This is a genomic window from Pedobacter sp. Bi126, from assembly GCF_918698245.1.
GTDB lineage: Bacteria > Bacteroidota > Bacteroidia > Sphingobacteriales > Sphingobacteriaceae > Pedobacter.
The window spans coordinates 201,068-227,291 of record NZ_CAKKMS010000001.1; the positions used below are offsets into that span (position 1 = coordinate 201,068).

Here is a 26,224-nt window from a genome sequence, read left to right on the forward strand (position 1 = left end):
TACATTCGTAAACGAAAAATGCAACAACAATCCAACATCAATCATCTAAAAAGTATATCGCAACTGGTGCGTATCCTGGGGTTTCCTGCACCGTTGCACCCCTTGATTGCACTGGTTGATTACAATAATGTTTCGATTGAGATGTTTCCAAAAGGGCAAAAAGTAAGTCTTGATTTTTACAAAATTTCCTTTAAACCCACATTCACCGGACAAATAAAATACGGGCAGGGCTATTACGATTTTGAAGAAGGCGGATTAGCATTTTTGAAGCCAAAACAAATCGTTTGTTCGCCGGAAGACACAGAGAGCTATCAGGGTATTGCTTTGTATTTTCATCCGGACTTTATACGAAATTATACGTTGGGAAAAACAATAAATCACTATGGCTTTTTCTCATACGATGTTTCAGAAGCCTTGTTTCTGTCGGCAAAAGAAAAAGAAATTATAGCCAATTTATTTGCTACAATAGCCAATGAATTGAATAACAACATTGACCACTTCAGCCAGGATGTTCTGGTGTCACAGATAGAATTGTTATTGAATTACAGTAACCGTTTTTACAACAGGCAATTTATTACGAGAAAAGCAATCAATCACGATATCATAACTTCTTTGGACAAACTTTTAGACAACTATTTTGAAGAAGAAAACAGTCTGAAAAACGGCTTACCGTCCGTAAAATATATCAGTACAGAATTAAAGCTATCGCAGCGCTATCTGAGTGATATGTTGAGTTCATTGACAGGACTAAACACACAACAATACATTCAGAATGCAATCATAGAAAAAGCTAAAGAAAAATTATCAAATACAAATCTTTCTGTTTCGGAAATTGCTTATGCACTGGGCTTTGAACATTCACAATCGTTCAGCAAGCTGTTCAAGACGAAGACAAACGTTTCGCCTTTGGAGTTCAGACACTCCTTTAATTAAAAACGGCAATCAACAGACCAGTATTATTTAGTAAAGCATTACGCTGTAAGCTAAGGATGTTGCCATTCTGGTCATAACTAATGTTCTTTTCTTCGTAACCAGAAATATCCGTCCATGAACCTGAGCCCAATGTTCCTTGAGCGTAGATTGCATTTTTCAAGCGCTGTGCACTATCATAGTCAAATCTATAACCACGCTGGTTTCCGTTGACCATTTAACCGAAGAAATAAGCCCGTTATAGTAAACTGCCACTCCCAACCCTGCATCTGGTAGTTCATATCCGATTTCCATTCCAAAAAGATCGTTTCCATCATCATTTTTATCATTTATCGTTAGCGAACTATTGTTGATACTGGTCATCCTACCGGAGATGTTTGACAGGGTTTGCGTAATCAGTTGAGAGTGAAATTTTATTAACATGGCTAATTACTCCAGATGTATCCATTTTTAACCAGCCGGCATTATTTAAAACTCTAAAGCTGTCTTTAATAGACACCTCAGTTCCGGTTTTCCAATCTTTTATTTATGCAGCAACTAAATCCTTTGGCAAATATATATTAAATCGATTAGACATCAATGTCGCCATTGTCTTAGCAAACACAACGCCTTGTTACTTTTCGCCAGTATTACATGCAGCCGCTTACATTGAAATCGGGCAGCTCATTAGATCGGGACAGTCTGAAAACCGACGGTGGCTTAAGAGCGTTTATGTACGAAAGCTCCTCAACATTTCATCGGTAACGCAGCAAAACCTCCGGATCAATGGAACGCTACAATACACCATAATGCCTTGAGTTTTTTATTGAGGCCTGCTCATATTTAATAAATGTTATCGCTTAGCCGATTGATCAAACCCGTCGTTAAAGAACTCAGCAAGGGTGATATCCAATGCGGAAAGCACTTTGAGCAAAGATGAGAAATACAGATCTTCCCCATTTTCATAGCGCCAGAGCTGGGTACGGTTAAGGTCATGTTTAAAGGCAAATTTTTCATAGTTCCGTTCCCCTTTCGCTTCTCTAAGGGAACGAATCCGTGCACCAACCAATTTCAAAACTTCCTTTATATGCTCGCTCTCCTCTTCGTTTTTGGCTCTACTCATAACGTAAAGTAAACCAAAATGATGCGCGAGAGGTACTCTTAAAAAGAAACAGCACAATAGATACATCTTATTAGAAACAAAAATGTATCTTTATTTCGCGTCATATAACTAAAAATATGGAAATTGAGGAATTATTACAGACCCCTATTGACAGACTTGGTTTTAGCACTGAATTCTGTAAAGCTTGTAGTTCAATGAATTTCAGCACATTAAACGACATCACATCTCTTTTGCCTGAACGACTGATAAATAAAGAAGGGTTTAGCTATAACTGGCTGGGGGAACTCAGCGCATACTTAGATAAGAGAGGACTGTTGCATTTATTGCAACGGCCATAGGAAAAAAATTGCGGTTGATCCGCAGGACCATACGCTGTAACAGATCACGCACACGTGCGGCGGTATGCTGGTCAATACTATAAAATTCTTTGCTAAGGCTTCCAGGGGAAATAACAGCTTGTCTTTTACTTTGATAGTGACCAGCAAAAAATTTAAAAATAAACTGAAGATTCTGAGTGGCGAAAACACTTTCTTCGTACAGTAAACGAATTAAGCAGGACAAGTGAGCAACTGACATTTCCAGTGGTATTTTTGGAACAACAACGTCACTCCCCTTGGTTAAAAACTTTTCTGCAAGTACAATTTCTTCCTTTAACCAATCCCCTATGATGGTTTTTATGGAAGGCCACGAGGGGTCAAAAGCTATGTTTTTCGCTTCTGGAGATGATGAAACTTCTGCTTTCTGCTCAACCAAATAATTAAGTCTTTCCTGCGTATGTCTAAAATCACCAAAAGCATTCCTGATTGTATCCTGGTAGTAAACAAAAAAAGATAGGTTATTGAAATTTGAACGAATAAGTAGAGAAACCAGTAATTTTTCTGCGTTATGCGAATGACAATCGAGTGAACCTAATTGATGAATAATACATCCGAAATAAGATAATGAACGAAAGGTAAATTTTACTTTTCCAATATCCTCGGACATTACACTGAACCATTTTAATAGACAGGCTATCAGAGAAGCATTTAGGTCGCTTGACTTCAGGGTTTTCTGGATAGCACAAATATCTCCGTTAAGCTGAGAAACTAATCGTTGATGATAAATTATAGGCGCAATCGCATCGTCATTGAAATAACTGAAATAGTATTTCTGCAGATGGTCTATAAGTGCTAAAAGTTCATTTTGGGAAAGTAAATATTTTTCAGAATCTTGGGAATTAGATAATGTAATGGAAGTGGTTGATATACTATCAAGATGATAATGGAAATAACGCACCAGGGTAGCCTCTGGCGTATTGGAAAATAATACGGCTTCCCATGCGCTATAGATTTGACCAAAGTGAGGCGTAAGATTAATTTGGGCTGTATTATCGCTGTCGGAATACTCTTGCTCAATTAAAATTTCTTCTATATCCTTCAGTTCATTCTTAAGCATAGCGAAAGGAATTTCCCGGTGCATTATTTATATTTCTTCTATTGGTTGAAAATATGAGTGCTTGAAATGATTGTTGTAGCCACCGTAGTAGTGTCAGAATCAGGCCTTTTATTCACTTCATTTAAAGATTTGTACTGTGCAACAATTTGCGTGTTTTTTTGTGGAAGTTTCTTTGATTTCATCATAATTTTAATTTTTAATGTTAATTTAAGAGTCTATGCATTGGTTATATAATTTATTACAGATTCGAGCGGTTTTGTAGGTAAAACAACATTTGTGATGATAAATTTGAAAAGTTTAAAATTGAGTAAGCTAACTCGGAAGACAATTATAATCCATACTTCATTTTGGACGCTTTTTATCGCGTATGAATTGTTCTTAGTATACTATCAAATTGGATCTCTGGAAAGGCCACTTATATATATTGTCTTTTATACAATTAACTTTGCATTTTTTTATTCCTGCCTTCATGTGTTAAATTATACTTTAGAAGGGTTAAAGAAAAATTACATTCGCGGCGTCGCTGCATATTTAGCCCTACTTATTCTTTATCTGATTATAAAAGGCTTTGCCGACTATTTACTGGGAAATCCCCAACCCGCCAATTATAATCCTTTCATATATATCAATCAGTTTCTAGCACGAAATATTGCGCGGGCCGGATACTTCACTTTGCTGGCTATATTTTATTGTTCGGCAAAGTATGTTGCTCATTATAAAAGACAGGCTTTGGAAGCCGAAAAGCGACAATTGATCATCGAAAAGAATAACGCAGCGTTAGAAGCACAGCTTACCAAGTCTCGAAATGCATACCTACAACAACAGATCAATCCGCATATGCTCTTCAATGCGCTTAATTTCGTTTACAACAGCGCACAGAAATATTCCGATGATGCCGCTAATTGCATTTGGCTCCTATCGGAGATTATGCGTTTCAGCCTGGAAGAAGCAGGTCCAGACGGAAAAATCAAATTGGATAGAGAAGTTGAGCAAATTGAAAACCTCATCGCGATCAACCGCTATCGTTTTAAAGAACCGCTATATCTTAAGCTGGAAATGCATGGCGATCTCAGTCGTTATAAAATAATCCCACTGATCCTGCTTACGCTGACAGAAAACCTGTTCAAACATGGGAACCTGACCGAACTTACCGCTCCGGCTGTACTGAAGTTAACGGCTGATGAAACCGGACAATTGACTTTTTACACCAGGAACTTAAAAAAATCAAAGAACGGACATCCCCGTCAGCGAAAAGCATTAGGTCTGCAGAACATCCGGCTCCGCATGGATTCGTTTTATAAAGACAACTATAAGCTGGAAATCAACGAACCTGGCGAATTTTACGAACTCACTTTAACCCTTAAATTATGAGCTTAACATGCTATATCATTGATGATGAATACCATTCAATTGAAGTACTCGATAAGTACGTCAATCAAACTCCTGGCTTGGAATTGGTTGGCAGCTCCACCAACCCGCTTTTAGCGCTGGAAGAATTATGCACTATCCAAACTCCCGATATTGTTCTGTTAGATGTCGATATGCCACAGCTCAATGGCCTTGATGTGGCAGACCTTATAGGTTCAGCGAGCAACATTATTTTCACAACCTCCTACCGCGAGTACGCACCGGAAGCGTTTGAAAAAGATGCAGTAGATTACCTGCTAAAGCCCATCAATTACGCCAGGTTTTTAAAGGCAGTTACCAGGGTGCGCTCAAATCTCACCAGTCAGACAACTCGAAGCACTGATAACCCCTTCTTTTTCGTCAAAAGCAACATTAAAGGAAAATTTAACCGGATCACCATCGCGGAGATCCTTTATATTGAAAACATAGGCAACTACATCATTATCCATATGAATGATGGAAAAGTAACCACTTACCTCACCTTAGCGGAAGTCCTTTCCAAGTTGCCTATTGAAACTTTTTCCAGAATACATCAGTCTTATATCGTCAACCATGCAACTATTCATTCATTGGAATACGCTCAGGTAAGACTAAGCGGAGAAGTGAGTATTCCGATTGGAGGGACTTATCGTAGCGCCTTCCGGGAAAAAATCCAGCCAGCTTTAGTCATTAGCAAAAGAGACAAAAGTGATCACTAGACTGAAGTCCTTTCTCGGGCCAAACGCGAGCTGGTATACTTTTGCAGGCAATAGTAGACGAGCAACTCCTGTTGCCTTTGTCTAACGGAGAATGTCCGGTTCAGTTGCATATGCACCAGATCGGCCAAAAGCTCCATTTTTTTGTCTTTTGAATAGTTGATAGTAAGCCCTTTTAAAACAGACATCTGCTTTAAAAGGGGCAAAAGATGTTTTGATAATTCTTTACTTGCCAGCAAGTCCGCTATCGCTAATTTCTTCTCCCGGTACTTCTCATCCATTGCGACCTTAAGCGTTTTATCTGCACTGAACTCCGCCATAAACTGATCCTTTACCTTACCAAGGTAATCCAGAGCATCTACCAAAGAAGTAAAAAAGCAGCTGATCATGCGATAGGCAGTAAGTATAGCCAGTTCAAACTCGCTAAGTTGAAGGGAACTGTTCCCCCTTAAAGTCAATATGATCGCAGTAAGATTACTTCCCGCGCAAAAAAGCTCCTCAACATGCGAAATGAGAACGGGGCTATAGCGTTCGATTTCTCTACGGTAGGTATCTCCCTGGAAATCCCGGATGAGTTTATCATGTCTGGATGATTCAATTTTTTTTCGCAAGGCGACGAGTATCGTGCCAAGATCACATTCTTCCGCCTGTATGCGCAGGCGCAGGTGATAACCTTTATCGCTGTAGCGGATGAAAAACCAGTTTTTGATCCGCTTTTTCTGCGCTTTAATAAACGGGAAAATCACCTTACTAAGGATTTCATCCGAAGCGCGTGGAATGCAGAAAATTTTAAGGTAAAGCCAATTACTCCCCATTAAAAAATCGCGTTGTTTTTCGCCGTAAGCAGTGGCGCTTTCCTTTTTTGAAGGTTTATAAATATTATTCCCGTGGGCAAGAAAAGCAATCATTTGCCCCGCAAGCGGCTTTTTACCGGCCAGAACGGATCGGTCTGGCCATAAATATTCCTGAATGGTTATCCTCTTAAGGCCGTGAATGCACTGCAGAAAAAACCTTGCCTCGGTGGTATTGGCCAGATCAAAAACCAACTGCTGGTCTGTTGCCCCTATCGTGATGTGCCGGGGCAGGTGGTGCTTCTTGCGAAACCCATCCAGCGTTTTAAATGGATCAACATTATCTACCGCAGTTAAATGGTTTGTGTCTGATTCCTTAAAATTCCATTTCGCCAGACAGAGGATCACCCTTCCGTAGCAGAGCCGAGGATAAAAAGTCAGGCCCGGAAAAAAGTTTTCCAGACTAAATGAAAGTCCTGCCTGTACCCCTTGGAACTGCAGGTCACACAGCAGCCGGAAAACCGGCGAATGGTTATTTCGAAAGTTATAGGCTGTCGCCAAACGGGGAATTACTCTTTTGTTAAGCTTAGAAGACTCCAATATCAATTCACCGCCTTTAAGAGAAAGCATGACTTCGCTTGGAAGTATGAGCTTTTCGTCCGATTGTGTGGGAAATACGTTCAAGGGTATCTCGTGTGAATAAATCGGCTTACGACGATTGATATTATCCACATGGCTATCAGACTGCTGGGCAATGTCAGCAAAAACAACTTCGGGATTTGAGGAAGTCTCCTTTGCGGCAAGCTCGCGGCAAAATTGGTGTACCAGATCACTAAAGCATGAAAACCTTCCAATCAGCGATGCGGCAGTAACTCCACCCGAGCTTTCGATGATCAGGTGCTCTCCAGTCGACCGGTACATGAGCGCCTGCGTCTGGGGCAAAGGCAATACTGCTTTTTTGTGATTTTCCAGTTTAATCAAATCATCTTCGCTGATCTGCAGGGGCGACCAGGGATCGCGTAGGGTGTCCCCTATCCAGAGTTTGAAGATAAACTGCTGGGAGGCATGCCATCCAAGCGTCCTGTTTTCTTCTTCCGGCTCAGGGAAAGGAATATTCTCCAGGATATCCTGATCAGGCATGGAGGGTTCCATCTCGCCATAATGCAGTCCTCCATCGGGATCTAAGGCCGTCAGCAAAGGTACCCTTTCCTGATCAAAGCGGGTACGGAAATCACGGATAAAACGCGACAGATCAGCAGGCTGTTCAGCATTTGCCAATAACTGCAGCACATGGACAGCTTTGGAGAGTTCCACCTGTTCAGCAATATCTGGTCCCCCAGTTTTGTTCGGCCTTTCTAGGGCCGCATAAAATGGCTGGCCAATAGGTTTATTTTCCTTTGCTATTTCCCCGATATTCCCGGCCAAAGCCGACAGGGATGCGTCACCCGATAAAGGAATCATTGTGTAATTTTTCCAGAAGTCATTCCAGCCAGGTAAGCCAAAGGAGTTTTCCATGACCTCATTACTGATCACTTTGCCCTGAGTGCCATTGAAAACCGCACCGGCGTCAAGGAGAAACTGGATGTATTCTTCCGCTTCTGCAGCTGAGCACTCACCGTGCGCCATAATCCACCTCAAGAGGATATTTTTGGAAGCCTTTTTTGAAGATAAAAATGAAAATAGCTGTATATTGAATTTTACGGCTGCAATCCCTTCCAGGGAAAAGCTAAATCGGCCCTTATCATCTAAAGATGATTTGGTGTAGCGGAAAACGTCATTAAACCGGTACAACGCAGGGTTGACCATCAATCCGTCTGACAGATCAGCCTCCGCCCTATTTTTCAATTTTCTCAAAAAATTCTGGTCAGGCAATAGATGAAGTACCGACTCGTCGCTTCCCGCAAGCCTGACCTGGCCACCGCTTCCCCATTGGAGTAAAGTGAAGGAGGAGAAGCTTCCAAAAGGGGTTGGTCTGAAGCACATCCGGTTATAATACTTATAAAGGGTATGTTTTTCCTTATCTGATAATTTATCGAAATCAAATTCCTTTTTTTCAAGTAAGGCATAAAACCCGGCGCTCGCCAAAAAAACTGCATTGCGAAAAGCCTGTTCCTGCAATACTTCCGGCACCCGCGAGAGATCATAGCCTGTAAAGCTATAGTACGGTGCCCGTAAAAACAACTGCGGTAAAAACCGGTACATCGTTGACTTATCTTCTTTCATCTCTTCGTCGCTTTAAAGGGTATAATACCCATCTCATACTGTTTTGGCTTTTCTATTCGCCATTAATTTGTTTCTATAATTCTTTTACCATGAAGGCAATTTTAAAATCAACCGTTCCACCACTGCTCGTACTGCTATTTGTATATGCTGCTTTGAGCAAGTTCTTTACTTTTTCAGACTTTGACCAGCAGCTTCACAACCAGTCTTTTCCCAGCTGGCTTGCTGATTTCCTATTGTATTTTTTGATCCCTACAGAAATCATCACTGCGCTGCTGCTATGTTTCAAGCGGACCATCATATCTGGTCTGTTATTTTCAGCTGTACTGCTGCTGGCCTTCACATCCTACATTGCCATGGTCATGCTCCATTTCTGGGACAGGGTTCCCTGTTCATGTGGAGGCATTCTGAACCAAATGGGCTGGACCGCACATCTTATATTCAACAGTATTTTTCTGATCCTAAACCTTCTCGCTTTATATCTCTATACTTTCGAACCGAAGGAATTAAATAAGGTCAACAACATGACCAACAGCCAAACAGGGCAAGCTGAAAACCTGCGAACAGAGTAAGCATCATTTATTCACTAAAGTTTTTCTGAATGTTTTTTGATGTAATAAAGCATTCGTTTCCTATGAAAAGGATCAAATTAAACTTAGCTGCTATCGCATTCCTACTTGGAACAGGCATAGCAGTAGCATCTACTGCTCAAAAAGCCAATGTTAAATGGGGTTTGAATGGAAGCACGTATGTAGAGGTAACCGGCAACTACAATTGTATAGAGTCGGACCTAACCTGTACCCGCACTTATCCTCAAGGCCAAAATCCCAACATCAATCCAAGCGGCTACCTTGACGAAGAGGTTGGTACTTTTGCTCAGTAGCATCTTGTTCACCCTTTTAACCAGCAACCGGCATCGCGCCGGTTGCTTTTTTATTTACCGTTCATTCTGCGCCATACCGCTGGCAGAAATTTCTTCGGCCGGAATGGGCAGCACATAACGTTTATCACCAGCGATTAATGTGAATACCTGCCCTGAAACCGTCCGGACTATAGTTTTAGCAAAGCGTGGATCTTTATTGAGCCGCTTGAGATCTCCCCAACGAAGTCCACGAAAGACAAGCTCCTTACGCCTTTCCAGAAGAACAATCTTTAGGGCACTCTCCGCATCGGCAGCAGAGAGGGGCTGGTAGGTGCCTTTGGTCCAGCGCGTGACCAGCAGGGTATTCAACTCTTTCATGGCCTCGGCAAAACTGCCCATCCTCGCCAGTGATTCGGCGCGGATGAGGTACATTTCATCCACACACAATCCGCCAAACAGCTGCAGGCGGAATCCGGTATACCGTCCTTTGAAATAAAAGGGAGCGCTGCCTGCAAAAAATATGCTTTTTCTCAGGTCCTTGTCTGCATAGAGCTGGTATAACTCATCAGCAACCGTGGTCCTGGTGGAGGAGGTAAATCCATGGGCTACAAGCATATCATAAAATATTACCTCAGGATTGTCTACTGTTGGAGAAGAAGGGAATGGATTGGTTGCACTAAGGCTGATGGTATTATAATCCAGCAAGGAACGGTTCAACGCAAGCGATGCTGCCGCATATTTACCGGCCTGTTCATAATTTTCCATGTTCAGGTACACCCGCGCCAGTAGTGCATCTGCTGCAGCTTTGGAAGGACGATTTTTAAACCGGGTCGTTTGTGGCAATAACTTTTCTGCCTCCAGCAGATCACCAATCAACTGGTCATATACCTGCTGCACGCTAGCCCTTCCAACCTTTGCATTCACATCTGCAGTGAGGCGCAGGGGTATCCCCGGATCTACGCCGGCGGTGTTCTTGTCATAGGTTTTGGAAAACAGCTGCACCAGGTTATAAAAGGCAAATGCCCGGTGAAAAAGCGCACTGCCTTTTGTGGTGTTCCAGTCGGTCTTTGATCCTCCAGCCCCTTCAGGCTCCTGAAGTCCGTCCAGTATGATATTGGCATAAAAGATCTGCTGATAAGGACGGTTCCAGTCTGTACAAGATTGGTTCTGATAAATATCTGCGGACCATAAATAGCTGTTTTTCTGGATCACAGAGGTAAACCCAGCCACGTCGGCATCTGTAGCGTAAAAGTCATCAGCTGAAATTTCCTGCAGCGCGGGACTGATGTTGAATACGGTCAGGTTGTCCATCAAGGCATTAAAATCATCCACGGTAGTAGGAATGAGCAGCGCCTTATCTGGCTTTTTGTCTAGGAATTCCTTTTGGCAGGAAGTAAAAAGCAGGCCGAAGAGCAATAGGGCCATGAGCAAAAATAATGGTTTCATAATATTCAGTTTCGTGATTAACATTTAAAAATCAGCTTTAATGCCAAGTGCGACCGTGCGGGCCGGCGGATAGTCAAAGACGGGATAATCCGGGTCAAAACCGGTTTTGGTCGACTTCCAGATGATCCCGATGTTATTGGCATAGAGATAGACCTGCAGTTTACTAAGTGCAAGATGCTGCAGTACGTTTTTACCAAATTCGTAAGAAAGGCTGATATCCTGCAAGCGGATATTATCAGCCTTTTGGACAGTTGCAGTTGACAAATTATAAAAACTGTCCCTTGCGGCGTTGATGCCGGCAGGCATTGATGGGACGGTCGTGATCAGTTCATCCCCAGGCTTCTGCCATCGCTCACTGTACCTCCCCTGGAAGTAACCCTGTCCGGAAAGGATGCTGGAGTACAAAATGCCCGGTTGCCTAAAATAGTAACCCAGGCGATAGCTGATGTTTGCAGAAAGGGAAAACTGCCTATAAGTGAATGTATTACGCAGGGCGCCATAGTTAACCGGACGGGCAGGGCCACTGTAAATCAGGTTATCCGCAGTCGCCGAAGACAATAGCTGCCCATAATCTTTGCTTATTTTGCCACCGATGTAACCCTGAGGGTCGCCGTTCTGGGCGTCCAGACCTGCAAAGGCATAACTGTATACCGCGTAAAAGGGTTTTCCCTGTAAAGGATAAACCTCGCTGTCGGAAAACTGTGCATATCTACTTGCCGGTTGCCGCAGGGCGTAATCTATAACCTGATCCTTGACATGGCTAAAAAAGAAACTGGTCTGCCAACCCAATTCACCGACCAAATTCCGGCTGTTTACACTAAGGTCGATTCCTGTTCCACGGGTATTTGCCGTATTGCCCCGGAAGGTGGTGATGCCCGATGAGGGTGCAAAGGCGATATCCCCGATCAGATCCATGCCCCGTTTTAAGTAAGGCTCTACCGTGCCGCTGATCCGGTTATTCTTAGTTGCAAAATCAATCCCCATATTGATCAGGCGTATACGCTCCCACCTCAGCTCGGGGTTCGGCGGGTTGATGACCTGCGCGTAGGTGGTATTGATAACATTGCCTGTCAGGTACAGCGCAGTTGTAAAGGCAGAAAGGCTTTTATTCACGTTTCCATTGTAGCCGTAGGTCAGCCTCATTTTTAAATAGGGAAGCCAATCCAGGTTATAAAAAGGCTCTTTATCAATATTCCAGGCGAGGCCCGCCGAATAAAGGGGCACCCCCTGTTGATTGGTTTTCACCCCGAACAGGTTACTCCGGTCGAGCCTCGCACTGGCAGACAGGGTATAGCGGTCAAGGTAAGTATATGCCGCATTCGAATAATAAGAAATATTCCGGTCGGTCAGGTCGGTCATGCTGTTATAAAAAGGAATGGCTGTCGAAGAACCAGCGATGGCAAACTGTGGAAACAGTGTAACGTAATCTACCCCTAGAGCGATCGCATGGCTGTCATCATAACCATATGATCGGTTGCTGTTGCCCACCGTGTGGAAATCACGGAGTTCATACCCGGCAAATGCCGTGAGGTTATGTTTATCATTCCATTGACGGTTAAAATTCAACTGCCCTCTAATGCTCTGACTGGTAGCAGTGAGCTCGTCCATATCTAGAATCGCGCCACGCGGAATAGCGTAAGAGAGTTTCCCATTAGCATCAACTGCCGAAAAATTATTGATCAGGTTCCGGGTAAAATAGGTTTTTTCGCTCCGAAGGTTCCGGCCGTTAGCGATGCTCTGGCCATACTGATACAATAGTGACAGTGAAAGATAAGGCTTGATTTTATAACTGGCGCCAAAATTCAGCCGGTAATCTATCAGTTTTCGGGTTTTATCCGCCAAAAAGATTTCTTCCAAGGGTTTATAGCTCCAGTCGAGCAGTCCGCGCTGCTGCGCAGCCTGAATAAATCCCTGACGGTAGTCGTGGGTTATGGCGATGGGATTTCCCACAGCATCGGCAAGCCTGGCATAGGGATATAGCGAAGGGCCGTTACCTGTGTTGAGTCCAATCAGGCTTGTCCCGGGATTGTTGGCTGTGGTATTGCTCTGGGTATAATAAAATCCAGTCGTTATCTCCAGTTTTTTATTCAGTAAGTTGATGGACTGTCCACCATTGAAAGTATAGCGATCAAAACTGTTTCCCACCAGGTTATCCTGGTTATGGTCATACCCTCCCGACAGGTTAAAGCGCTGGATTTCGCTGCCACCGCTGAAGTTCAGGGCATATTGCTGGTTAACACTTTTACGGTAAAAATAGTGCTCAAAATCACTCCGCACATCGTTTGAAGCCAAAGCACTAATCTGTGCATCAGCCTGACCGGCAGTGATTTTACCGTCCCTGCGGGCAATCAGCAGTTCCACTACCGGCGTAATCGCCGGATTATTGAAACCCGTTTCGGCATTTTGGTAAAAGCCCTTATCAAAAAGCGCTTTTTCGATGCCAATAAAATCCGCAGCAGACATCCTGGACTGATAAAAAACATCCGGTTTATCACCGATCGTGGCGTTGGCATTGAAACCTATTTTCAGGGGTTGGCTATAACGTCCTTTTTTAGTTGTGATGACAATCACGCCGTTTCCGGCACGGGAACCCCAGATGGAAGCCGCCGCAGCATCCTTGAGCACCGAGATGCTCTCTACGTCATTGGGGTTGATGTTATTGATATCACCATCATATGGAAAGTTATCCAGTACGATCAATGGACTGGAATTCCCATATATGGTATTCTGCCCGCGAACACTGATCAGGCCTGCCCCTGCCGACCTGCCTTTGTTGAAAAGCAGGCCCGGAGTAACATCTTCCAACCGGTCTAGCACGCCTGTACTCACCCTCCGGCTGAGCAGTTTATTATCGACCTGAACAAAAGAACCAGTAGCCCTTTCGGCCGGAAGGGTCTGATAACCTGTGGAAACGACAACCTCCTTTAACTGTGCTTCTATGGCAGTCAGTATAATGACGAGCGGTTGATCACCAGCCGATACACTAAGGCTGGCTTGCTCGTAGCCAAGGTAGGACACTTGCAGGGTCACTTTCGAAAGGCCCGTTTTTAAAGTAAAATCGCCCCCCTCATCAGTCAGCACCATGACCCCTGACTCTTTAAGTTTAACAGTGGCCCCAAACAAGGGAATGCGTCCGCCCGCCGCCACAACCTTACCCTTTATTTCGTTTGTTGGCTGCTGGGCATTGAGCGGTAGACTGTAAAGCAGAAACAGCATGGCGAGGTATAGTATAATAATTTTCTTCATAACTAAAATTTGTGTTTAGCGTTTACGGATAATGAGCATTTCGATCTCTGCAGGTTTTTCGACAAAGCGCAGGTCATAGCGGGCGAGGGCTTTATTGACCTGCTCGATACTGCTCATATTTGCAGTGAGCTCAAGGTCCACCATTCCTGTATATCCGGTCTGGTCAATCACCGGAAGTGGGCTCGCCTGAAAAGGAATCTTCAACCGGTCTATGAAAACAGCGAGAAAGCAACTGGTCATTTTGCACCCAAAGCCATCAAGGTTAACCGTGGGCTGCCCGCCAGAGGTGCGGAGTTTATCTTTCGAAGAGGTACGCACCAGAGCCAGTACCTTTACTTTCCGTTTCTCCAGCCCCACCAGGTAATCGGGGAAAAATCCCTTTAACTGATCCTGCATCAGTGCATATGTCCGATCACTGGATCGTTGATTGACCATAAGCTCATAACAATATGCCCTGCCCTGCTTCAGCCAGTCCATAAAATTTGCGCCGGTTAATTTTCCAGGCTCAAATGCTTTCGAAAGTCCATCTTCCAGCACCGTTTCTTTTTTCCCTTTTTTATAGGCTATTCGGAACAATTCAGGAATGGTCAGGTTACGTCCGGTAATGCGTCTCACTGGTCCGCCTGCCTCTACCTCTACGTCTTTATAGATCCCACGGCCGATATTGGTGATATAACCTGAAAGCTGAGATCGAAAAATACCGTTATCGAAATCCGCTCCCTCGAAAAATAAAGACTTACTGGTATCATATAGCATTTTCTCGTCCTTTTTGACCTTCAGCTCCAGCGACCCTACTGCTAATAAGGAATTGATATTTTCAGCAGACACAGCCTCACGGTCGGTAATGGCCTTTACTACACCATCACCACCTATCCATACATAATGTGGGAGCGTTTGATGGGGAAAAAGCCGGACCAGTGTCGTATCTGCTGTAACCATCGGCAGCGAGAAAGCGTTACCAGTTTGCTGCTGCAGCTTTTTATAAAAGGCATCTACCTCTTTAAAGGACTGATAAGCTACCGGGAGGAACTGGACACGCCCTTTAAACTCTTCTTGCAAAGCCTCCATTTTAGGGATCATGGCGATACAGGGCGAGCACCAGGTTGCCCAGAAATCCAGGATCACCAGTTTGCCTTTAAAAGCAGAAAGCGGCAAGACTGCCAAATTCTGACCCGCCCCATTAAGACCGGAAACATTCCTTATCAGTACATCCGGCACCTGCTGACCGATAGAAATCCCCCGATGATCCGCAGACGCAGCCACACTGGTAACAGATGTATTTTTATCCTGGGCATGCACCCAAAAAACTGGGCATAGCAGTAGCAGGAAGCATAATTTAAGCTTCATTTTGATTGATTTAAAACGTAAAAAAATTAGAAATTGAACCGTAAAGTAGCTCCTATGCCCTTACTCCTTCAATCTTCCCCTGCTCCATCAGCGTCCGCACAGCCGTGACCAAATCGATCAGGCTATCGAAAACATCACTAACTTCCTGCTCACTGATTTTAAGCTCCAGGAAACCCTTCTTCTCATTCAAGGCATAACCCTGAAACGACTCCAACAACGTCAGCTTTATTTTATCAACATTATAGTGTTCATAAAATGATTCCAGCACCTGTTGAGTTGTTTTCAAAGAAAGGTTTCTAGAATTATAATCAGACAAGGTCATGAATTGATGGTTAGGAGAAATTGTTAGTTGATTAAAGCAAGCGCAAAGTTTGACTACTTTACAGTAATATGGCAACCTGATTTTTGCAAGAATTGAAAAACCTCGGCTGCTAAGACAGATCTATTCCGGACCTTTAATAATATTTTTGATAGGATTTTGGAGCGAAGGTGAAATAAAATCAATGTAAGAATATATAACCAAGCTCACATTGCCATAAATACAACAGAAACATGTCAAATCATCCGGCCCCGACTTCACTCCGCCTATATTCCGCGGTACCTGCCCGGACTCATACTTATTTTTATTAATCAGTCCCTGCCTGCTACGACCTATAGGCCAAAAGCTCCATACCGTCAATGAGCTATATAAAAAAGTCCAACAGAGAAAAAAAAACGGCAAATAACTACTATTGGTCTTCATATAACAGGATTAAAAATGCTAAACTAAAAATTGATCAAAGGCAGTCGCCCAAAGTACCCAATTGTGGAAGAGGCTAAGTGGCAGAAAAACGCCCACCCTGGCTCAAAAATCCAGATATTCCAATCCCACTACGGCAAATCCGTTTATTCTTTAAAACACAAAAAATAGAGGAAAGATGGGCAAAAAACATCCCAATAAACCAGGCCTAAGCTCCAAGCAACAAAAAATGAGGCAGGTCATCATTATTAAGAACCTATTTTATCTTGAACCATAAAGGTCAACCTGCCCCATCCAAAAAACTATTCAGGGTTCTTGGGCTTCAAGGCATAAAGCCGATCAAACGGACAAGTTAATAGAGATTGGTATAAAAATGCTTGGAAATGATGAACAATTAAAACAACATATTGGAGCATACTCACCTCAGTAAGTACCAACCAGTTAATCCAACTTATTTTTTGTCTGCTCATAATCGTATGTTATGAGTCTTGGCGGAGAGAGGAAAAAGTGGGCTTCCCAAACCATAACCTCATAATGTTTCTCACGCCTTACGTTGAAATGGAATTACAGCAGAAGCCCACTCTTATTTTGGAAAGCTAAAGATAGCAATTCCGCTATAAGAAATGGGATAAAATCTGCTGTCCTGCTCCAACGGCGTGAGATTTGAGGTTGCAAGACTCTTAATTTTACCTTACTGGTTTTATTTTTTTATTACGTAAATGTAAATAAAAAAAAGCTTAATGTCAAGTAATTGCATGACGATTTTAAATAAAATATAAAAGACATTGCCAATTATATTTTTATTAGCAATAAAATGATTAGTGAGAAAGAAAAAATAATGCTGAAAAGATTCGGTCAGCACTTAAAATCTTTAAAAGAGAAACAGGAACTTTCTTATCGCGAATTTTACAAGAGAAGCGGGGTTAATACCGGAGATATTATTAAATATGAAAATGGAGAAACCAGTCCAAGTTTTATTACATTATTGAGATTGGCAATAGGTTTAAAAATCCATCCAACAGAACTTCTGGATTTTAATTTTGGAATCGACTTTAGCGCCGGGCTGGAATAACATAAGCTGTTATGATTAAGTGGCAAATCTGAAGATCATAAGTAACTAAAAAAAGAAGCGGCAAATAATGAAATGCTGATCATTATATCACCTAAAGCACATTTAAAAAATCTTTACCACAAAATAGGATAGTTTGTGGCCCCATTCCCATTCTTTTTTCATCACTATCCATCATTTAGACCAAAAATTTTTTGTGGTTAATTATGTATTTCAGTTTTTACCGGACACTAATGATTTTCTTTTGCGAAAAGAACGAGAAAAGATAATTCCAACAGTCGTAGACAAAAAGAAAAAAATTAGAACCAAAAGAAAATCAAGAAAGGCACAGATACCTTGATTGGTATGATGGCCAGATGAAACGGTGAAAAGCTTTGGACCCGTAGTGAGTTAACACACCAGCATGTCACCATTAGATTATTTTATCCATTTAAAATTACAAGAAGCTTGCTTGCTATTGCTTACTACAGAAATTAAGGTGAAAGATATTGCTTCTTAACTGGGCTATGATGATCAATATTATTTCTCACGTCTTTTTACTAGATATATGAAAGTATCACCATTGAAATATAGGCTTTCCAGACAAACCTCTAGTGCGAAGTAAAAAACGATAAGCAGTGATATCCTTCCTGAATAAAATCTCATATCAATTTCCCAGTTGACGCTTTTACCTGTGCATCTACAAAAAAACACTCAACAGTAATAGAATTACATTGGTAGGCGACCACTATCCTGAATTTTTAGAAAAACAAATTGGACAAATAAATACTAACAGCAATGCAAAATATCAAAGGAAAAGTGAAGGCGATCTCCAGAAAGTATCACCCCTTCACTTTCTATTGGTAATCTTCCAAGCTTTTGCCAATAAACTACTACTTTCGTAATCCAAAAACAAAACCACATTTGGGTGCCGCTGCATGACGGTAGCCGGATATTTCGTATCTACCTGTTCTTCGAGGGTATTTTTAACTGCCATCGCCTTTGCACTTCCCGGAACAACGCAATTGATGAAATCTGCTTTCATTAAGCTGGGGATAGTCAAAGTTAAGGCGTGTGTAGGAACCTGACCGATATGCTCGAAACAGCCATCATTTACCTGCTGCGTCCTGCAGTCCTGATCAAGTTCTACAACTTTAACGGCATGGATATCATTAAAATCTGCTACAGGCGGATCGTTAAAGGCTAAATGTCCATTCTCGCCTATCCCCATACAAACAATATCTACAGGATATTGCGCCAGGAGCTCGGTGTACCTCATGCATTCTGCCTGAAGGCTTTGAGCATTGCCGTTTAAATAGTTAACAGATTTAAACTTAAACTTTCCGAACAAACGTTCCCTTAAAAAATTACCAAAACCTTGTGGAGCATCTGATGCCAAACCAATGTACTCATCCATATGAAAGGCATTGATTTTACTCCAGTTCAAATTACAATCATACAGGCAATTTAAAAATTCATTTTGCGATGGTGCGGCCGCAAAAACCACATTAATTTCTTTTTTTGACGACAGCAGGTGGTCTACCTCCCTGGCAAACCGTTCGGCAGCAGCCGCCCCCATTGTTTTACGTGATTCGTAAACCCTCACATCAATGGTATTTTCTATAGATAATGACATAGTAAACAAATTAGATTAACATCTTTTTTGCTAATGTAGCAAATATTTTCGTGTACGTACACGAAAATATTTATATTTACCTAACTTACACCTGAAAGAACAGTAAACCAAAAAGAGAATTATGACAAACGTTATGAGTAATAAGCAACGTAACCTGCCCTTAGATGTACTCAGGGGAATGACCGTTGCATTGATGATCACTGTAAACAATCCAGGGAGCTGGAACGATATATACGCACCTTTCAGGCATGCAGAATGGCACGGCTTTACGCTAACCGACCTGGTCTTTCCCACATTTTTATTTGCTGTAGGTAATTCCATGAGTTTTACCAAGAAAGCAATCGGGGCAGTAAGCACTGCGGAGTTCTATAAAAAAGTACTGAAAAGAAGCGCCATTATCTTCCTGATCGGCTTCTTGCTGTTATACTTTCCTTCCTTTAAAATCGAAGAAGGCAAACTCATTTTCATCAGCCCTCTTGATGTAAGGCTCTGGGGCGTGCTGCAAAGAATAGCGGTTTGTTACTTATTAGCGAGCATTGTGATCCACTATCTCCATAAAAAAGGGATTATCATTTTAAGTATATGTACCCTGCTCGGCTATTGGGCGGTGCTTTATCTAGGTAATCCAAACGATCCATATAGCCTGCAGGGCAATTTAGTGAGAACGGTAGACCTATTGCTGTTTAACGCCAAGAATCTTTATCAAGGTTTTGGCATCCCCTTTGAACCCGAAGGCTTGTTGAGCACTTTACCTGCTACAGTAAACGTGTTGGCCGGCTATCTGATCGGGCTTTTTGTGCAAAGCCCAGGAACAACAAAAAGCAAGGTCATCAAAACAACTATTATCGGCGCAGTCTTAGTCGCAGTTTCGATGGTCTGGAACGCCTCCTTCCCAATCAATAAAGCAATCTGGACCAGTTCTTACGTTCTTTTAACGGTCGGCTTAGACCTCTTAATCCTTGCTGTGCTTATTGTGTTCATTGAACTGGCCAACCTGCGCAAGTGGACATACTTCTTTGCCGTATTTGGTAAAAATCCGCTTTTCATTTACATCATCTCCTGGATGGTGTTAAAAGTACTGTACATGATACAGCTCGGTCGGTTATCGATAGCATCATCAGCCTACCGCAACCTATTTCTGTCAGCAATGGAGCCTAAAAATGCATCACTGGCATTTGCCCTTGCCTATATGTTGTTAATGTGGTTAGTGTGTTGGGTTTTGGATAAACGGAAAATCTATGTCAAAGTATAAATTTACGGAGTATATCTATAGTTCTCCATACACTAACAACTTGCGATAAAAGCTTTTAACAAGCTTGGGCGGAACGGCTGTAAAAGCATATAAGTAAGATTACCAAAAAAAGCCGCCTTTAATAGCTAAAGAGGGCTTTTTACTACCAGGCATGCGTGTGGGATTATTTAGCCCCCCTGCGCAAATTCCAACGCTCCAAAGCAATCTGTTTTATGAAAGTTCGGCTTAGTGCCTGTAACCATATTCCATGTTAAAAAATGAGGCTCTGGTAGTCCATCGCCACATTTATAAAAGTTTCCCTTTGCTTTTAACAGGTTAAATGAGCTGATGGTGTGATGAACAAATATTTCTTTGGGGATAATGAGAACAATTTCCCAGTCGAACCCTTCCTGCTTCTTACCCAGTTTTGAATTGATCCTGGAGGAGAAGCTTATTTTACCGATTACTTCTGCAGGAAGCAGTTCACGACCGCTCCGCCTGTTACCATAACCGATCTTGGTAGCGCCCAAACAATTAAACTCAAGGTTATAGTACGCCTTGTCGTTATCAAAAGCAATAAAAAACTCTACACAACTGTCGTTATGGATATTTCCATTGTTCAGTTCGTCGGCGATAAGATAACGTTCTTCAATTTGGTACCATAGAATTATCGCATCGGTATTATGGGCAATGACAAAATTGGCCTTGGTGTCGCTTTTAAATTCTGGCCATGGACTGTATGATATCGGCATGCGCTGCAGTTGCTGTACGGCCAACACCAGCTCATCTGCCGTAGTGAAGTCTGAGGTTTTAATATAGGGGATTTCTAGCTTGTTCACGGGGTATTTCGATATAAATAGTTTGTTTTATGGTAGATGAAGAACTGTGGCTGGCGGTTGTGATGCACTATAAACTATTTTACCGTTTACAATAGTGGTGTCTATGTTAATATCCTGATCAAATATCACAATATCAGCATCCTTCCCCTTGGTAAGTGAACCTTTAAAGTCATCGATACCTAAAATTCTGGCGGGAGTTTCAGCGCTCATCTTAACCGCATCGAACAATGGAATATCTGCCAGATTGATCATGTTTCTAACCAACTGATCAGCTGTTGCCACACTACCGGCAAAAGCGCTACGATCAACCAGTTTGGCCACCCCATCTTCTATAATCACTTCCATCCCACTTTTGAGGCTACCCAGAATACTTTTGTCTGCGCCTGTACCTGCTGCACGCATCGCATCGGTGATCAATGCAGTATTTTCGGCTCCTTTGATTTTGTACACCAGTTTTAATAAAGGTATGGGCAGATGTCTGCCGTCAACAATAATCTCCACCGTCATATTATCGATGAGATAGGCACTTTCTATCACTCCGGCATAGCGGTAGGCATTTCTACGGGATACACCAGACATGCACGAATAAAAGTGGGTTGCATGGGTAAATCCAACTTCATATGCTTTTATTACATCTTCGTAAATAGCATCGGTATGGGCAATTGCAGCAAGAATGTTTTTTGCTTTTAGTGCTTCGGCGAACTGTAGCGCTCCAGGCAATTCAGGCGCGGCACTCCACCTTTTGATCACCCCGGTGGAAGATAGTATTTCGAGATATTCGACAGGATCGGGATTTCTGATGTATTTCGGATCCTGGGCGCCTTTTTGGCTCATCGCAAAATAAGGGCCTTCTATATGCAAGCCCACAAACTGGGCTCCATCAGTATTTAATGGATGTGCTTTTTCGTAAGCAGCAATGGTCGCCAATAAATCTTGTTTTTCGCAGCTCAATGTCGTCGGCATCATCGAGGTGGTTCCGAACCTGGCATGGGTGCGTGCAATTTCAAGGAATGCTTCCAGTGTATTGTCCATAAAATCGTGCCCACCACCACCATGCACATGCATATCAATAAAGCCTGGAGCAACATATTTCCCTTTGGCGTCAATTTCCAGGGCATTGGGAACGGAAACGTTATCGGTTGTTACTTCCTCAATTTTATTTCCGGCAATTACTACCGTCCCGTCCTTAATTAAGCCAGATGGGGTAATGATATTGCCATTGTATATTTTAGTATAGTTCATAAATTAGTTCGTTGTAAATTTCCAGTCTTTAAGCCGGTACGCATAAAAAGCGTAGAAAATGAGGTAAGTGTAACAAGGCAGCAATACCCAATAGGCTTCGCGTAAACTATGCTGATCTGCCCAATAGCCATATAGCAATGGCATGATGGCATTGCCGCATAACCCCATAATGAGGAGGGAAGCACCTGTTTTAATGAAACGCCCCAGGTTGTTGAGCGCAAGTGGCCAAACGCCGGCCCAGATCATAGAGTTTGCAAAACCTAGCGACACAATAAACCAAACCGAGATGTCGGTATGATGACCAAAAAAGGCTACTCTTCTTTCGAAAGCTAGAATGCACAGGCTGAGTATCAATCCGAGCACCGTACACACTTTTAGGGCGGTAAGCTGCGAAACAAGCTTCGGAATAAAGGAGATACCCAACAAGTAACCTATAATAGTTGCCGTAAGCGTGTAAGAAGGGAATGTTTTGGCCTCCATAAAAGCCATCCCCTGATGTGAGGCATAGTTCACAATACTATCAACAGCGATCACCTGAGAACCAACGTGGAAAAATATGGCAACCGCACCGAACACTAAGTGTGGAAAGTCAAAAATGCTTTTCTTATCGGCATTATCAACGGCAATGTGCGAGTCTTCGTGTTCGGTATCTATTTCGGGCAAGGGAGAATAGCGCACCAAAAATCCGAGCAATAACAATACCAGGGAAACTACGGCATAGGGTATCACCACACGTCCAATAATTTCGTTGAGCATAACTTCTTTTTCAGTACCGACCATCAATGCTACCTTTCTAAACAGTTCGTTATCTGTTTCTGGCCGCAGAATTACCGCTGCAAAGAGTAAAGGCGCTAATATTCCAGCCATTTTATTGCATATACCCATTATACTGAAGCGCTGTGCGGCGCTATCCTGCGGACCGAGGATAGTGATATAGGGGTTTGCGGCAGTTTGTAAGATGGCAAGGCCAATGCCAAGGGTAAAAAGTCCACTCAAAAATAGCGGGTATGTTCTGGTTAGCCCGGCGGGTATAAACAACATAGCGCCTAAGGCCATCACCCAAAAACCACACATCATGCCTTTCTTGAACCCGATTTTTTTAAGCAGATAGCCTGCAGGTAGCGACATAACCAGATAGGCAATATAAAAGGCAAATGCAACAAGGTAAGATTCAAAGTTGTTCAGCTCACAAGCAATCTTGAAAAAGGGAATAAGGATGGCGTTGATCCAGGTTACAAAGCCAAAAATGAAGAATAGCAGGCCAATGATCGAAATTGAAACCAACATATCCTTCCTGGTAAGCGAAGACACCTGAATTGGGCTGTTTTGTAATGACATATAAAGATATTAAGGTGTGTTGTTAATTTTCTGTAACCGGGCAAGCAGGTCTAAATACCTGAAATTCCGCAATCGACCTTCTTCTGCAATTTCCATATCATACAAAAAATGGCTGTTTAACCTGGCAAATTCCGCATTGACTTCTGATACGTTTAGTTCGAGCAATTGCTTTAATAGCGTTCCCGCCTGCTTTTTATCAAAACCTTGCCTGTTTAGTTCGCTTTCAACCTCCATACAAACCAGGTAATTGTACCGGATATTGGCCATGAGCACATAATGTGCATATTCCTTTTGGCCTTTATTAACTTTAAAAGATCTGAACGCATTTAATACATACCTAGCACTATCCCTGAGTTGCTTAACCGTAAAACCTTGCTTACTTACTTTTCCTTGATTTACCTCGTAGGGGGCTAGTTTTAATGCATTCCAGAACTGTTTCGCCTCTGATGCTGACAGGCCGTATTTATCGGCGGCATAGTTGGCTACAAAATCAGCAGGTGCAATTGCTTGCTTACTTGAAAGGGCCTTAAAAAATGCATCAACCAAAAGGTTAAAACCCGAAAGTGGATACACCCGTCTGATCGCATGGAGATCCATAATATCACTATGCGACTCGGCAATTGGCGAATAGATGCCGGAAGTAGACCACGATGTCATGATCATTCCTTTGTAGCCGAGCGCTCTGCCTTGAGGGATAAAAACTTTCATGTTATTGAAATGCTTTTCCCAATCGGTTAAAAAATAGTTATCCGGGCTACTTCTCAATGCCGGAGATCCCCAAATTTCGAAGCCGCTCTTCATCAGCTTCTCATGGTCGCCAAATCGGTCTAACTCCCAACCATAATTCCAGTCGATAAAGATGGTTTCCTTTGGCAATGATTTTAAGGCATCAGGATATTTAAGGGCGATGTCTGCCCATACTACTGGTTTTTTCCCCAGACTCACCACAAGCTCACACAGCATTTTGATATAGTCGCCATATAACCTGCCCATACCAAGTGAATCTGCTTTGCGCTTAGATTCTGGTGATTTGCCTAACAGATAAGTTTCATCTCCACCAATGTGAAAATATTTAGATTTATGGGTACTGATGAGGTCTGTATATAAATCAGTGAACAAGGCTTTACAAAGCGCTTCCTTCATCGGGTTTACCTGTGAGTAATCTTTCTGATCTTCCCTCAACGCCTTGTACCTGTAATTTTTAAGGATGTATTCGACGTGGCCAAAACTTTGTTGCAGTGGTATCACATCAATTTTTAATGAATCACAATAGGTAATAAACGATTTCACTTCAGCTCTGCTATAGGCGTACTTGTTGGCAATAACCGCATGTTTTTCGAATGGGTAGGTTCCCTCCCATTCCATCACCAGGGCATTGATACCGTTTTTACTGAGCCGAAGCGCAAATTCCTTTAAGGCGGGCATCTTCATCACCTGGATCCTTAAATCAAGATGAAAACCCTTAATGGCAAAGTCATTCCTCTGCTCAGATGTTTGGGCATAGGCATAACTGGTAGCAATGAGCCAAACCAATGCAAAAACCCACTTTGTTTTATTTATCCTCTTGTTCACTTTCAATATTTTATTACTCAAGATATCATTTTCTCTCCATTATCTTTTACTTCCAGCTATCTGGCGGACTGCTCAACTGTGTTCTGATCCACTTGCCAGCCTCTTTGAGGTTCTCATCGGTCCATGGGCCATCCGGGCAGGTGCCTGTTTTCCAGGCTGCGCCACTGCGCGGACTATCAGAAAAGTTCCAGTTCACCCATGATATTTTTCGATCTGCAAGAAATCTGAGCCATTGCTGCGACTTTATGAAATCATTTTCTCCATCACCCCATCCATCCTGGGTGCCAAATTCGGTTACAAAAACCGGAATTCCCCCATCAAGTGCAGCCTGTACAAAGCCCATGCGGGCATCCTGACTGGGTTTGTTTTGGTCAGCGGCATAAAAATGCATGGTGTACATGATATTGTTAAAGTTTAATGTCTTGCCAATTACATGGTCGGGCCTTGAGGCAAATTCCGGAGTGCCTACAATCACGATAGATCCGGGATCGTTATTGCGAATAATCGGAATAATCTGTTCCGCATAATTTCTAATCAGTTGCCAGGTAACCGGATACTTATCGCTATTGGGTTCATTGCAGATTTCGTAAAGCACATTCCCTTTGGCTGCATGTTTTTTGGATACGTGTTCGAAAAATGTTTTGGCCATTGCCGTGTTGGCATTTGGATCGCCCGGATGCAACATATGCCAATCAATAAGTGCATAAACTCCCCTTTGATAACATTTTTCAACCAGGTCATCTACAAACTGTGTAAAATGTTCTGGTTTGGTTTCATAGCCTCCCTCCTGAATATACATGGAAATACGCAAAATGTCGGCACCCCAATTGTTGGTCAACAGATCGAGCGACTGGTCATTATAGCAATTACCCCTATATTGCAGGCCGTGGGTACTCATGCCCCTCAATTGGATGGCTTTCCCCTGCTGGTTCATGAGCGTGGTTCCCACTACCTTTAACCTTCCGTTAATAACAAACGGATTGTCTTTATTTACAGGTAGCTGCCCTTCTTGCGGCGCTGCCGTTTGCTTGCCCTTGCATGATACCAACACAAAAAGGAGCATGCAGAGCAAATTCAATATTTTCTTCATATGGATATT

22 protein-coding genes and 1 pseudogene are annotated in these 26,224 nt (G+C 42.6%); 9 read left to right on the forward strand and 14 right to left on the reverse strand.

The annotated features are described in order from the left end of the window. Positions 1 to 18 precede the first annotated feature (18 nt). Positions 19 to 933, forward strand: coding sequence for an AraC family transcriptional regulator (locus LQ201_RS00640; protein ID WP_230144171.1), 915 nt, complete (start codon positions 19 to 21; stop codon positions 931 to 933). Here the strand turns inward: LQ201_RS00640 and LQ201_RS00645 are convergent. Next, entirely contained in the window at positions 926 to 1,147 is a 222-nt protein-coding gene (locus LQ201_RS00645) for a hypothetical protein (protein WP_230144170.1), read from the reverse strand. The genes LQ201_RS00640 and LQ201_RS00645 overlap by 8 nt on opposite strands. Before the next feature lie 430 nt (positions 1,148 to 1,577). Here LQ201_RS00645 and LQ201_RS00650 point away from each other — a divergent pair. Continuing rightward, a pseudogene (locus LQ201_RS00650) lies at positions 1,578 to 1,715 on the forward strand (DNA-binding protein); the annotation flags it as partial. A 47-nt stretch (positions 1,716 to 1,762) separates the two neighbouring features. Here LQ201_RS00650 and LQ201_RS00655 read toward each other — a convergent pair. Both LQ201_RS00655 and LQ201_RS00660 read right to left on the reverse strand, forming a co-directional pair. After that, the gene (locus LQ201_RS00655; RefSeq protein ID WP_230144169.1) at positions 1,763 to 2,032 is read right to left on the reverse strand and encodes a helix-turn-helix domain-containing protein; all 270 of its coding nucleotides are present in this window, start codon (positions 2,030 to 2,032) and stop codon (positions 1,763 to 1,765) included. Positions 2,033 to 2,317: 285 nt separating this feature from the next. Beyond that, on the reverse strand, positions 2,318 to 3,466 hold the full coding sequence (locus LQ201_RS00660) for a hypothetical protein (RefSeq protein ID WP_230146583.1): 1,149 nt from the start codon (positions 3,464 to 3,466) through the stop codon (positions 2,318 to 2,320). A gap of 471 nt (positions 3,467 to 3,937) precedes the next feature. Here LQ201_RS00660 and LQ201_RS00665 point away from each other — a divergent pair, with 471 nt between their 5' ends. Then, entirely contained in the window at positions 3,938 to 4,837 is a 900-nt protein-coding gene (locus tag LQ201_RS00665; RefSeq protein WP_230144166.1) for a sensor histidine kinase, read from the forward strand. Next, on the forward strand, positions 4,834 to 5,571 hold the full coding sequence (locus tag LQ201_RS00670) for a LytTR family DNA-binding domain-containing protein (protein ID WP_230144165.1): 738 nt from the start codon (positions 4,834 to 4,836) through the stop codon (positions 5,569 to 5,571). The genes LQ201_RS00665 and LQ201_RS00670 overlap by 4 nt, the downstream gene beginning before the upstream one ends. Here the strand turns inward: LQ201_RS00670 and LQ201_RS00675 are convergent. Continuing rightward, positions 5,568 to 8,582, reverse strand: coding sequence for a lantibiotic dehydratase (locus tag LQ201_RS00675; protein WP_230144164.1), 3,015 nt, complete (start codon positions 8,580 to 8,582; stop codon positions 5,568 to 5,570). The genes LQ201_RS00670 and LQ201_RS00675 overlap by 4 nt on opposite strands. A gap of 89 nt (positions 8,583 to 8,671) precedes the next feature. On the opposite strand from LQ201_RS00675, the gene LQ201_RS00680 reads away from it, so the two are divergent. Next, positions 8,672 to 9,151, forward strand: coding sequence for a MauE/DoxX family redox-associated membrane protein (locus LQ201_RS00680; RefSeq protein ID WP_230144163.1), 480 nt, complete (start codon positions 8,672 to 8,674; stop codon positions 9,149 to 9,151). 62 nt (positions 9,152 to 9,213) lie between these two features. Next, complete coding sequence (locus tag LQ201_RS00685) at positions 9,214 to 9,462, forward strand: DUF6520 family protein (RefSeq protein ID WP_230144162.1); 249 nt, start codon at positions 9,214 to 9,216, stop codon at positions 9,460 to 9,462. A gap of 54 nt (positions 9,463 to 9,516) precedes the next feature. Here LQ201_RS00685 and LQ201_RS00690 read toward each other — a convergent pair whose 3' ends face one another. The 4 genes from LQ201_RS00690 to LQ201_RS00705 are packed head-to-tail and all read right to left on the reverse strand — an operon-like array spanning position 9,517 to position 15,802. Beyond that, a complete protein-coding gene (locus LQ201_RS00690) occupies positions 9,517 to 10,887 on the reverse strand; it encodes a RagB/SusD family nutrient uptake outer membrane protein (RefSeq protein ID WP_230144161.1) in 1,371 nt (456 codons plus the stop codon). 24 nt (positions 10,888 to 10,911) lie between these two features. Further along, positions 10,912 to 14,133 (reverse strand): SusC/RagA family TonB-linked outer membrane protein, encoded by a 3,222-nt coding sequence (locus LQ201_RS00695; protein WP_230144160.1) that lies wholly within the window; start codon positions 14,131 to 14,133, stop codon positions 10,912 to 10,914. 15 nt (positions 14,134 to 14,148) lie between these two features. Beyond that, a complete protein-coding gene (locus LQ201_RS00700) occupies positions 14,149 to 15,480 on the reverse strand; it encodes a TlpA disulfide reductase family protein (RefSeq protein ID WP_230144159.1) in 1,332 nt (443 codons plus the stop codon). 52 nt (positions 15,481 to 15,532) lie between these two features. Then, complete coding sequence (locus tag LQ201_RS00705) at positions 15,533 to 15,802, reverse strand: hypothetical protein (protein WP_230146584.1); 270 nt, start codon at positions 15,800 to 15,802, stop codon at positions 15,533 to 15,535. 1,255 nt (positions 15,803 to 17,057) lie between these two features. Between LQ201_RS00705 and LQ201_RS00710 the strand changes: the two genes are divergently transcribed. Then, the gene (locus LQ201_RS00710; RefSeq protein WP_230144157.1) at positions 17,058 to 17,291 is read left to right on the forward strand and encodes a helix-turn-helix domain-containing protein; all 234 of its coding nucleotides are present in this window, start codon (positions 17,058 to 17,060) and stop codon (positions 17,289 to 17,291) included. A gap of 496 nt (positions 17,292 to 17,787) precedes the next feature. Continuing rightward, a complete protein-coding gene (locus tag LQ201_RS25690) occupies positions 17,788 to 17,892 on the forward strand; it encodes an AraC family transcriptional regulator (protein WP_371823033.1) in 105 nt (34 codons plus the stop codon). Positions 17,893 to 18,117: 225 nt separating this feature from the next. Here the strand turns inward: LQ201_RS25690 and LQ201_RS00715 are convergent, their stop codons facing one another. Then, positions 18,118 to 18,903, reverse strand: coding sequence for a glucosamine-6-phosphate deaminase (locus LQ201_RS00715; protein ID WP_230144156.1), 786 nt, complete (start codon positions 18,901 to 18,903; stop codon positions 18,118 to 18,120). A gap of 133 nt (positions 18,904 to 19,036) precedes the next feature. On the opposite strand from LQ201_RS00715, the gene LQ201_RS00720 reads away from it, so the two are divergent. Continuing rightward, the gene (locus tag LQ201_RS00720; protein ID WP_230144155.1) at positions 19,037 to 20,155 is read left to right on the forward strand and encodes an acyltransferase family protein; all 1,119 of its coding nucleotides are present in this window, start codon (positions 19,037 to 19,039) and stop codon (positions 20,153 to 20,155) included. 167 nt (positions 20,156 to 20,322) lie between these two features. Here LQ201_RS00720 and LQ201_RS00725 read toward each other — a convergent pair whose 3' ends face one another. Genes LQ201_RS00725 through LQ201_RS00745 form a run of 5 tightly spaced genes read right to left on the reverse strand, consistent with a single transcriptional unit; the run spans position 20,323 to position 26,215 of the window. Continuing rightward, positions 20,323 to 20,973 carry a carbohydrate-binding family 9-like protein gene (locus LQ201_RS00725; protein WP_230144154.1) on the reverse strand — a complete coding sequence of 217 codons (651 nt, stop codon included), beginning with the start codon at positions 20,971 to 20,973 and terminating at the stop codon, positions 20,323 to 20,325. Positions 20,974 to 21,000: 27 nt separating this feature from the next. Next, positions 21,001 to 22,215: an N-acetylglucosamine-6-phosphate deacetylase gene (nagA, locus tag LQ201_RS00730; protein WP_230144153.1), complete on the reverse strand. Its 1,215-nt coding sequence runs from the start codon at positions 22,213 to 22,215 to the stop codon at positions 21,001 to 21,003. 3 nt (positions 22,216 to 22,218) lie between these two features. Next, a complete protein-coding gene (locus LQ201_RS00735; RefSeq protein ID WP_230144152.1) occupies positions 22,219 to 23,553 on the reverse strand; it encodes a sugar MFS transporter in 1,335 nt (444 codons plus the stop codon). 9 nt (positions 23,554 to 23,562) lie between these two features. Further along, entirely contained in the window at positions 23,563 to 25,125 is a 1,563-nt protein-coding gene (locus tag LQ201_RS00740) for a beta-N-acetylhexosaminidase (protein WP_230144151.1), read from the reverse strand. Between the two features lie 46 nt (positions 25,126 to 25,171). Then, positions 25,172 to 26,215: a glycoside hydrolase family 5 protein gene (locus LQ201_RS00745; RefSeq protein WP_230144150.1), complete on the reverse strand. Its 1,044-nt coding sequence runs from the start codon at positions 26,213 to 26,215 to the stop codon at positions 25,172 to 25,174. Between the last annotated feature and the right edge of the window lie 9 nt (positions 26,216 to 26,224).